The sequence below is a fragment of the Candidatus Omnitrophota bacterium genome (assembly GCA_041648975.1).
In the GTDB taxonomy this organism is placed as follows: domain Bacteria; phylum Omnitrophota; class Gorgyraeia; order 2-01-FULL-45-10; family 2-01-FULL-45-10; genus JAQUSE01.
Genome location: JBAZNZ010000001.1, coordinates 100,346 through 111,518, shown reverse-complemented (window position 1 = coordinate 111,518; position 11,173 = coordinate 100,346). Strand labels below are relative to the sequence as shown.

The 11,173-nt window shown below is 52.8% G+C and carries 7 protein-coding genes and 1 tRNA gene; 1 reads left to right on the top strand and 7 read right to left on the bottom strand.

Features of this window, described 5'->3' with window-relative positions; all coding sequences use genetic code 11:
• Positions 1–234: 234 nt before the first annotated feature.
• Entirely contained in the window at positions 235–1,701 is a 1,467-nt protein-coding gene (locus WC592_00625) for a recombinase family protein (GenBank protein MFA4980960.1), read from the top strand.
• On the opposite strand, the gene WC592_00620 is transcribed toward WC592_00625, so the two are convergent.
• The 7 genes from WC592_00620 to WC592_00590 all read right to left on the bottom strand — a co-directional run bounded on the left by WC592_00620 (position 1,663) and on the right by WC592_00590 (position 11,087).
• Positions 1,663–1,753, bottom strand: a tRNA-Ser gene (locus tag WC592_00620). The genes WC592_00625 and WC592_00620 overlap by 39 nt on opposite strands.
• A 273-nt stretch (positions 1,754–2,026) precedes the next feature.
• A complete protein-coding gene (locus WC592_00615) occupies positions 2,027–3,253 on the bottom strand; it encodes a glycoside hydrolase family 5 protein (GenBank protein ID MFA4980959.1) in 1,227 nt (408 codons plus the stop codon).
• Positions 3,254–3,425: 172 nt separating this feature from the next.
• Entirely contained in the window at positions 3,426–5,495 is a 2,070-nt protein-coding gene (locus WC592_00610; GenBank protein MFA4980958.1) for an ATP-binding protein, read from the bottom strand.
• 15 nt (positions 5,496–5,510) lie between these two features.
• Positions 5,511–5,876, bottom strand: coding sequence for a response regulator (locus WC592_00605; GenBank protein MFA4980957.1), 366 nt, complete (start codon positions 5,874–5,876; stop codon positions 5,511–5,513).
• A 69-nt stretch (positions 5,877–5,945) separates the two neighbouring features.
• A complete protein-coding gene (locus WC592_00600) occupies positions 5,946–8,927 on the bottom strand; it encodes a glucoamylase family protein (protein MFA4980956.1) in 2,982 nt (993 codons plus the stop codon).
• 14 nt (positions 8,928–8,941) lie between these two features.
• On the bottom strand, positions 8,942–9,967 hold the full coding sequence (locus tag WC592_00595; protein ID MFA4980955.1) for a LacI family DNA-binding transcriptional regulator: 1,026 nt from the start codon (positions 9,965–9,967) through the stop codon (positions 8,942–8,944).
• A gap of 106 nt (positions 9,968–10,073) precedes the next feature.
• Positions 10,074–11,087, bottom strand: a complete 1,014-nt coding sequence (locus tag WC592_00590; GenBank protein ID MFA4980954.1) for a hypothetical protein — start codon at positions 11,085–11,087, stop codon at positions 10,074–10,076.
• Between the last annotated feature and the right edge of the window lie 86 nt (positions 11,088–11,173).

The following is an 11,173-nucleotide window of genomic DNA, read 5'->3' as shown; positions in this document are numbered from 1 at the left end:
CGCGAAAGTCCCGCCTGTGGTTAGGGTTAGGGCGGGACGATGCCGAGCAGGGTTGATAGTTTATGGGCGGTTATTTTAGGGGGAACCCCCTAAAATATGTTCGAACTGACTCGAGAACACACCGCCAATTTTGATAAGGGGCGCTGTCAAGATAACGACGGAAGGTTCCTTCCGTCGTGAAATTTAGCTGGCGCTCTTTTAATATAAAGTTCGACGAAAGGAGCTTTGCCCTATATGAGATACTTCTTATATGCTCGTAAGTCTACTGATGATGAGGATAGGCAGATCCTATCTATCGAGGCTCAGCTTGTGGAGCTTAGACAGTATGCTACCCGCGAGAAGGTCCAGGTAGTTAAGGAGCTCGTCGAGGCTAAGACTGCTAAGAAGCCCGGTAGGCCTATCTTCAACGATATGCTCCTACAGATAGAGCGAGGTGCTGCTGACGGGATTCTCGCATGGCATCCTGATAGACTCGCCCGTAATAGCGTCGATGGCGGCAAGATCATCTACTCTGTAGACCAGGGCATCATCAAGAGCCTACTCTTCCCTACTTACCGCTTTGATGATAATGCTCAAGGAAAGTTCATGCTCTCTATAGCTTTCGGGCAGAGTAAGTACTATATAGACGCTCTCTCGGAGAATATCAAGCGAGGGATACGGCTCAAGCTCTCGAAGGGTATCTGGCCACAGTGGGCGCCTATAGGATACCTCAATGATCCGAAGACACACAGTATCATTAAAGACGAGGGCAAAGCTCCTTTCATCGCGAAATCTTTCGCCCTATACTCTACCGGGCAATATACTCTGCAACAGTTGCGGGATAAGATAAACTCAGCCGGCATGAGAGGCCGCAGAGGCATACCTCTTAGCCCCTGGCAATACCAGCGTATCTTGAGTAACCCTCTCTACTACGGAGTCTTCCGCTACAATGGCGAGAGTTACGAGGGAATTCACGAACCAATTATCACAAAGAAACTTTTTGATAAGTGCCAGGAAGTCATGGCCGGGCGAGCTAAGCCGAAGAAGGTAAAACACCCTTTTGCACTGCGAGGATTTATGAGGTGCGGCGAGTGCGGGCGCATGATCACAGCCGAGTTACAGAAGGGTTATGTATATTACCGTTGCACGAAGCGCCAGAGAACCTGCTCTCAGCGATATACACGAGAAGAAATCCTCGCTACTCAGATACATGATATCCTTCAAAAAGTTTCTTTGTGTGATGATTGGACACAAAAAATTTTAAGGGAGCTTGAGAAAGATAAGGCGTTGGAAGTCCAATCATCACGCCCCCAGCAGCAAAATTTCGAGAGCCAAATCGTCACTATGGACGGAAAGATAAACAAACTCATCGACATATATCTTGAAGGCAGTCTCTCGCTCGAAGAATACCAGCGAAAGAAAGAGGCATATCTAAACGAAAAGAAGGATTTACAGGAGAAACGAAAGGATTTTGCTGCTGGGGGCGATACTTGGTTCGAACGGGCGAGAGATTTCGTAACCGATTTAAATAGAGTAGGTTACACGCTTCGAGAAGGAAATATCGAGTCACAGCGTGAAATTCTCGAGAAAATCGGTTCGAACTTTATATTAAAAGAGCGCCAGCTAAATTTCACGACGGAAGGAACCTTCCGTCGTTATCTTGACAGCGCCCCTTATCAAAATTGGCGGAGAGGGAGAGATTTGAACTCTCGAGGCCTTTAGAGCCTACGCGCTTTCCAAGCGCGCGCCATAAACCGGACTAGGCGACCTCTCCGATTTGTTACAGTCTCACTCGGGCAAATCGGATCTCGAGCCCCGAAGGGGCGAGAGATCTCATTTGCCGATTCATATCTCTCACCCCGCTTCGCGGGGTTCGAGATGATTTTGCTGGAAGTGCAGCCATTGCAAAATCACATCTAAATCTTACTACTTGAACCTTATTACACCTACGAGGAGTGTCCCGCCAATTCTTTTACTCGGGGCGGGATCCCGCCCCGAGTCATATTCCGGGCGGGGATTACTTAGACTAGTCACACCTCGCAGGTGATTATTTCGCGAATTCCTTCTTCAACACAGCTAATAACTTGTCGTTCCTGGAGTAGTTCTCGGTCCGCCAGGAATATATCATCCGTCCCTTCTCTTTGGACCACTGTTCGGCGAAGGTCTCCCATCCTGTAAGCGGGCCTTCCCTGTGGACCCACGGCGGATTTTCGATATACCTGTAAATCCCGTCAGGCTGCGTATAATTCGCAACGGTCTTGTATGTCCAATACGTCCAGCTCCATCCGTATTTTTTAAATATAGAGAGCGCATCCTTCAACCACCGCACTTCGCCGTAATATCCGTCGCGGGCGTTAACGCCGAATTCGCCGACGTAGAGCGGCACTTTGACCGACTCCGCGAACCTGTGGTACGGCCATGCTATCATGTTGAACCGGTCCTTGTTCCACGTTATGCCGTACGCCTTGCCCGGATAACGCGAACCCGGCACCAGGTTAAAGACGAACGGCGGAGGAGGATACGCATGCACGCTGTAAACGGTATTGTCGTCTTTCGGCTTCCCCAAAAACTTTATCCTCTGGGCGAAAACGTTGCCCTCCAGGAATATGATCTGCTTCGAACCGCTGTCGCGGATTTCTTTTGTGACCTTTTCGTAAATCTCTTTAAGTTTCGGCTCGTCGAAGACCGGGATAACGGGCTCGTTCATCACATCGTAGCCGGCGACGGCGCTGACGTCCTTATAACGGGTTGCGATGAAGTGCCACAGCCTGAGATACCGGTTCTGGTTAAATTCGTTCGTGAAGAAATCCGGCCCGCCTACGCAATCCGAATGCCAGTCCGGGTTCTGCGCGCCGGGCACCGCATGCATATCCAGGATGCAATAGAGGCCGTTCTCGATACACCACCCGACCGCCTTATCCAGGAATGCCAGGCCTGCCTCGTTAAGGCTGAACGCCCTATCCTCGAATTCCAGCAGCCTGTAATTGAACGGTATCCGGACGCAATTCGCGCCCCAGCTCTTTATCTGGCTAAAATCGTCCCCTCGTATGAACGTCTCCCTGAAACACTGCGTGAAATCCGCGAGCGCGTCCTTGCCCAGCGCTCTCTCGAACGACTCCCTGAACAACTTTTCCGGGATATTTCGGCCGGCGGTCATGTAGCCTTCCATCATGAGCCAGCCGCCCAGGGAAACGCCCTTCAGGATAAGCGGCTTCGCTGCCTCATCGACTACGGTCAATCCTTTGAGCTTCAAAAACGGAAGTCTCTTTGACATCGGCGCGATATTCCTTTCTCTTCGTCGGAGATAGGTTACAACTTAAATCCGATACTGTCAAGAAATTAGTAACAAACCTAGCTGAGAGAAGTTCTCGACTCGCCTGTTTTAAAACCATTGCTCGCTCGAACAATAAAGCATGTCGTTTCTCTATTCTAATCTATTACAGAAATTAGGATTTTACGGGCAGGGTAAAATAAAAGCGAGACCCCTTCCCCTTCCCGGGGCTCTCGAACCACATCTTTCCGCCGTGCAGTTCGATAAATTTTTTGGAAAGCGGCATCCCGAGGCCCGTCCCGGCGTATTTACGCGAATACTCGCTGTCGATCTGCTCGAATTCCGCGAAGACTTTCGCGGCGTCCTTCTCCTCGATGCCTATCCCCGTATCCCAGATCGTTACCGTCACCTCGCCGGAGGCGGATCTCTTCGCCTCGATACCCACCTTACCTCCTTCAGGGGTGAACTTCACGGCATTCGACAGGAGGTTGAAGACCACCTGCTTTATCTTCCTCTCATCCGCCCTGATAGTACCCAGGTCATCTGTGACATCGTTCACGGGATGTATGCCCTGCAACAGGGCCTTCTCCCTTATCAATAAGAAACAACTTTTAAGGAGCTCTCTTATATTAAATTCGCCCAGCTCAAGTTCCATCTTTCCGGCTTCTATCTTCGAAAGGTCGAGAATGTCGTTTATGAGCGACAGGAGATGCTTGCCGCTCGTCGATATATAACCTGCATACTCCTTCTGCTTGTCGGTGAGTTGCCCCGCAAGGCCGTCCTTCATCAATTCCGAAAAACCGATGATCGAGTTAAGCGGTGTCCGGAGCTCGTGGGACATATGAGCGAGGAACGTGCTCTTGGCCTTGTTGGCGCTTTCAGCGGCGTCCTTTGCCTTCAGCATCTCATCCTCAGCCTGTTTGAGTTTCGTGATCTCGTTGCCAACGCAGAGTATCTCGCGCAAGACGCCTTCCTTATTGACAATGGGCCTGTTGGTCCAGGCTATCCAGACGCGATTCCCGCCGCGGACCATGTTCTCGTTCTCATTATTGATGTATTTGCGCGGATTACGCATTATATCGTCGATCATCACCCGCAGATCACGGCCCGCGCTGTCCGTCAAAGGCACTATTGTGCCGATAACGTTTTTTCCTATAATCTCACGTCCCTCATAGCCGAAGAAGGCCTGCGCGAACTCATTAAAGAACGTTACGCGGCCCTCGACGTCCATCCGCATGATTATGCTGTTGGCGTCCTCCACGACCTCACGGTACTTCTCCTCGCTTTTCTTAATCTCCTCGTTCTTGCGGGCAAGCTCATCCAGGCCATCCAGCACCCTTCTTTCCATGGCCGCGCGATCGTCGTCTGTCCGGGAGAGCGTCTTCGCCGTCGATATGGATATGTAGAGGAATGCTATGATGACTATGACTGCGTGAAGAGCCGAATGGTACGTATTGTCATACAGGCCCGCTCCGTGGCCCAGGTCCACCACCCATTCGGCGGCAAGCGGCACTATTAGCGCTAAAAATACAAGCCGCCTGGCTAGCATGCCGCCGGCGTTATCCCTCGTCAATACAGTCATCACGCCGGTGTCAGGTCGGGCGAAGAGCACGGAGAGGAAGATCGTCAGGAACGTGACCGCGCCCGTAAGCGAGAGCATGGTACATGACGCGATACCGTATAATAACCTGACGCCGTAAGTGTACCCCACGATGGCGAGAAAAGAGAGGCTTCCCTCGATGAGGATGAGCGTCTGGGCGGGGCTCGAAGAGCGTTTCGTCCGTTTATCCAATAATAAAAGGGCAAGCCCTATAAGTATGAAATTGACGCAGGAGTTGGGCGACATCCTGCCCGAGGCGCAGGCGATGCCCGAAACGGGATCGGCGGCCTGAGGAACAGATTCCTTGAATATCAATTGGTCGATACCGGGGCCGCTGTTCAATATGTATTCGGACAGGGTGACAAGCCCCAGCAAAAAAATCGCCGCGGCGAGGATGCGCGCGACGAGAACGGTATTTTTATTTAGTCTCTTTGTCTGCAATAGCCATATAGCGGCCGCGGACGCGACAATGGCAAGCGCGTGATTCGGCATCACATGGGCGGAGCCAGGTATCACAGCCTTTAACGCGTCTATATTAAAGGCCCATCCGGCTACTGCGGCGATCCCTAAGACAGCTGAGAAGACAGCGCAAAACTCGGAGGCAAGTCTGAACTTTGAAATTATCGTTTTCCGCCGCTCTTCCATGGCCGACCCTCTACATTAAAGCAGGAATCCTTTTACCTTTTTAGCGAGATCCTTCACGTCGATCGGCTTCGGTATAAACGCGTCGAAACCCGCCGCGTTTATCCTCTCCATATCCTCTTTCATGACTGAAGCCGAGAGCGCCACCACTTTGACGCCGGCAAGGCGGGGGTCCTGCCTTATCCTTTTATGAACCTCAAAGCCGTCTATTCCGGGCATGCCTATGTCCAGGAGGATGAGGTCGGGCACGGACGTCTTTAACGCCGCCAGCGCCGCGTCCCCGCAGGCGCACTGCATTACATTAAAACCGCTGAACTCGAGGAGATCAGCGGTCAGTTTCAGGCTAAGGGGGTCGTCTTCCACGACCATTATAGTCTTTTTCACAAAATTTATTATACCGCGAAGACGCGCCTATGTAAAGGCGTTAAGGAGAGAGCCGAAAGCCTGATAAAATTATTTCGAGAATATCTTATTAAGGGCCGCCTGCATGCGCGGGTTCTTCATAAAGTATTCCCAGATGAGGCCTGTAGTATAATTCTCTATCATAAGGACCTGGGGCCCGACGTCGATGCCGAGGTAGTAAGAACAGTACCCGTATTCGTCGAACGAATCTTTCGGCCCGTAGATCCCCCACAGATTACCGTAATATGTCGTGTAATAGTGCTTGAGGGCCCTGAAGCCGAGGTTATCGTTTTCGGGCTTGAAAGGCTCGTCCCATGTCTTCTTAAAGAACGGCATACAGCTTATCGCGCCGTACGGCGCCAAAATGCCTACATGGTCGGGGTTTCCGCCGTAAGCCTCGCACGGAGCCGCGCCGAAAGTGCCGTTATACGACCACCCCCTCGGATAAAAACACGGAGTAAGCCCCCAGCTGTCCGGACCGTAGGCCGGATTGGCGGAGGCGTTGTTTATGCAGAACTGCCTGTTCGCGAGAGCCGCGTTCACGGAATTCTGCCACCAGTCGACCGGCGCCTTCGTCTTATAGGAAGTCGCGGACGGGTTGTCCTGTCCCAGGCCCTGGAAATCTATAAAACAGTGCGCGAAGAAATACGTGAAGAGCGAGCCGAAATACGAGTTCACCACATCGTACCCGCCGTACCGGCGCACGGTGCGCGGCCAGCTGTACATAGTCTCGAGGAAGTCCATCGCGTCCGGTTCCTTGCCGAGGGCCATCACCGATACGAGTATCGTCTCGTCGCCGGGCCTGTCCCAGGTCTGGGAGATGATACTGCCCGTCTTCGGGTCCCAGCCGTGCGAGAACTGTTTGGAGTAGATGTTCAGGAACAGCCTCCACTGGAGCTTATTATATATAGTCTCGACCTTCTCCTTGACCTCGAGGCCGAAATACTCGCCTGCCGTTACCGCGCCGGCCATGAAGAGCGCCATATCCACCGTGGAAACCTCACGGTTATCATAACACGTCCCGTCCGACTCTATAAAATGCGGCAGGAATCCGCCGTAACCGTATTCGTTGCCGTAGTCCGTCTGCATATTCTGGTACGCGATGCAGTTATCTAGGATCTGTATGACCCTTTCGCGCGCCTGCGCGCCGGTTATCTTCCACGGGGAAGTCGGGGAGTCGATCAGGCTATTGTTCGCGATGGCGCACATCGCGGCGAGACCGAACCCGGTGGCGCCTATACTCGCGCAGTAACTGTTCATGGTGCTGTCTTTCACGAAACCGTTCGACAGCGCTTCATAATAGAAGTAAGCCGCGGACTTTGCCTCCGTTTCCCATAACAATTGCAAATCTGTCAGCGCCGGGTATGGCGCAACGCTTATACTGATGGCCTGCATATCTGTCCTTCCTTTATAGTCCCTCGCCTCCACGATAAATTCGTATGCCCCGGCGGCGCTCGGCCATCCGGTGATCTCGCCCGTCGAGCTTTTGAGGCTGAGCCCCGAAGGTATTGAGCCGCTCACGACAGACCACGTATACGGCAGGACGCCGTTATCCGCGTACAGCGTCTCCGCATAGCGTTCATTGACCACGCCGTCTGCAAGGCCTTTAGTGAATATCTCGGGGGCGGGGGCAAGCACATTTACGCGATTTGTTACGGTCTTCGTGTTCGAACCGCCAGGACCGGTCGCGGTAAGCGCTACCGTATAATAACGCTGCGACGGCGGCTGGCTTAAAGTATTATCTATCTTAATATGGTCCCAGTATGCTTCTATGTATTCGGGCGTCGTGGGCGGATACGGCAAAACAACGCCGGAGGCTATTATCTGGCCGAAATATACGCTCGAAGGATAGCCGTGCGCCGCGGTGTGTTTCATATCGGCGGTCATCCGTCTCACCCCGTCCACATATACACTGACAACACCGTTCAGGACTTTTACGCGGTACGTGTGAAAATCGGAGGTCGTATCCATTTCATAAGTCGCTTTATATTCGGCGCTCCAGCCAAGATTGATGTTATTGGGCGTAATGTCGAGCCTCCAGGCGTAAACGCTGTCGTAGGCGCCGAGGCACATCGCCCCGTATGAAATGCCCGCGAATGACGCAAGCCGCATACGGGCCTCTACCGTATAGAGAGACGCGGCCGAGAAGTCGGCGCTCCTGTCATACCAGGCCGCCTGGCCCGCGGTATAGTTGCACTTATTATGCAGGACTCCGGCCTCTATAGATTCGGTCTCGGGCGTCCCGCGAATATGCCGCGTCCATCCTGCCCCTGCGTCCTGAGGCAGATCATCGGCCTGATAATCGACATCCCACGGGCTCACGAGTGAATAAGCGTGGGCCGGATTTGTCGCTGTGCTCCTGACGCCGTCGCCGAAATCCCACGAACGGCTTGTAACGGATCCTGTCGTCTTATCCGTGAACCGAACCGTAAGCGGGGTATCGCCGCTCGCCGGATCTGCGGTGAAATCAGCGGCCGGTGCCACAACGGCTTCCTTGACCTGCCATGTCCCTTTTTGGACCCATCCGGTCGCGGCGTTCTTCGAATCGGCCGCATAGAGATATATCTTTTTCGGCGTTCTGGAAACGGCGGGGGTTTTAAATGTGACGTTCCAGTTCACCACAAGCACCTTACCCGAAGCGCTCACCCTGGTCCGGGAGCAGTCGAGTTTCGCGTACGAATTTTCCAGGATGACATCCGAGCCGGGAGCGCCGTTTCCGGGCACAAACCCTGTGCCGGCGTCATTATATAGGTACAGCCTGTTCGTAGTCCTGTTATAATAACCGCAGAAAGCCTTTTTGCGGTTAGTGGAGGTATTGACCTGGCATATCGCCGTCTTGATATCCGAATACCCGTTATTGTCTGCATATGAAGACGTAAAGTTGACCGGCGTCGCCGCCAGGGCAGACCCACGCGAAGGCGTAAGGGTATTGGCCCTCGGCGCATAGTTTGCTTTATGCGCGGCGGCATCAGACATCCCGGCACCCGTAACAAGAAAAATCGCTGTTAAAAGAATTACGATTTTAACTTTCATATCCTCTCCTTCTTTTATGTTGAACGCCGTTCTATAAGCCTGAAAGGGAATTTACGCTTTACGACCTTCTTCTGGCTGCCGGAAACTATATCCTTCAGCATCCCGACCGCGGCTTTTCCCATTTCATATAACTCGAACTTTATCGTCGTAAGGGAGGGGTTTGAGAACTCACCTGCCGCTATCCCGTCAAAGCCCGTTACCACGACCTCCTGAGGGCATCTAAGGCCCACCTCGCCTACAGCGCGTAATACGCCGAATGCCATCGCGTCGTTCACGCAGAAGACGACGCCGCGATAGTCGGGCCGTTTACTGAAAAGGTTGATCGCGGCCTTGTAGCCGCCTATCTCCTGAAAATAACCGTTAGCGGCGTCCTGCGCCGGGTCAAAACGTATCTCAGCCTCATTAAGCGCGTCCAGGAAACCTTTTTTTCTCGCGGTCGCGTCGGGGGAATCGTCGCCGCATCCGACAAGAAAGAATTTCTTAAATCCCCTGCCGATCAGGTAGTCGGCCATATACCGGGCAGCGTGTTCATTGTCGCCGTATAACTGGTTCACGCGGAATTTCGGATGGTAGTCGTTTATGACGACGACCGGCCACGGCTTATGCTTGTGCTTCTCGCTCTCCGAGGCCATATCGCGGAATACGTGGCCAAAGCCGTGAGGCAGTATGAGGCCGTCCAATCCGTGCGTCCGTATTATCCCGTCGATAGTATTGTGGTGGTTGGTCGAAATTATCTTGAGATCGAACCCGGTGCCTTTCAATCCGGCCATGATGCCGTCCAGGACTTCATGCACGTAGCCGCTTATCGTATCCATCTCGAAGTTTATAAGGAACCCGAACGTGTCCGCATGCTGTTTCCTTAGCGACCTGGCCGCCCTGTCGGGTATGTAGTCGAACTTCTCCGCGGCGCGCATTATCCTGTCCCGCGTCTGCGGCTTGACCATAGACGCCGTGCCCTCGTTCAATGCCCTGGATACGGTGGCTATAGAAAAACCTGTGGCCTTGACTATCCGGCTGATCTTGCTCTTTCCCGGGCCCATCGCCGTCACCTCTCTTTTAAAATGTAATCGTTTACATAAATCCTGTAAAAAAATATACCATCTGACCGGTTTTCTGTCAAGCGGTATTTGTAATATTTTTATCCTGTCACCATCTCCACGCGGCGCCGGCGTAAACGGCAGATTCGGGCCGCGAAGCGAGCGCCCGAAAGAAGATCTCTCCGTCGCCTTTTAATATCTTATGGGACAGCTTCAACTCAACCCCGAGGTCCTTATTATCCGCTGCGTTCCTGAGCCTGAACGATACCGTATCTTTACCGGTAATCCTCGCGTCGGCACCAAATATTATAGCACGTCTTCTCTTATTTCCAAATCCCATTTCGAAGACGAGGCCCACGTCTTTCTTTAAATTCCATTTGCCGGACAGCGTAACAACCCGCCTTACGGGATCCGGGCAGGCGTCCAGGCCTATCCCTATCTCGTAACGGATCGTGCCTTCCTTGAACATACCGGCGCTCGCCTTGAAATTGAACGTCGAATCCGTCGCGCCGCCCAGGGCATACGACAGGCGCAGCGCATCCCTTATGTCCCAATGCCCCTTGAACGTCAACGTATGGGCCTGTCTCTTCTTTTTTATGAGAGAGGCCTTCTCATACTTATATATCAGCTCGTGGTTTTTATTTACTTCCCACACGCCGCCGAAGGTCAGGATATCGCGCCGGGCGCCTTCCTTCTTTACATAAAAAGTAAGGCGGTTATTTTCATCCGCCTTCCATGATCCGCCCAGGCTTACGTTATAAGCCGATTGTTTGCCGTCCTTCGATGTCGCAGCGACGGCGAATGTGATGGAATTATCGCTCACATCCGAAATGTCCCCTTTCAAAGTTATCCGGTCGCCGAACGTCTCCCTGGACGACTTGTCCAGGGTAAGCCGCAGTTCGTGGCTGTCCGAGAGCGACCATTCGCCTTTCAGCGTGACCTGGTTGGGCAGGCATCCGCGCCAGGCGAGCGGCGCCTTTATATGGTAGGAGAGGTTGTTGTTCCGGCCGATCTTGAACCGGCCGTCCAGGACCTGCCGGAATTTCTGCAGGTCGCTTTTCGCTGAGGGAGCGTCGAGAACCAGCCTGTTGTAAGGATCTATCTCGTATCGAATTTTTTGCATCTACCTATTACATCCCCATATCGTACATCGCGGCGTCATAACCATTGCAAAAATGGGTTAGCGACTATTTATTTTGTGAAAAATGG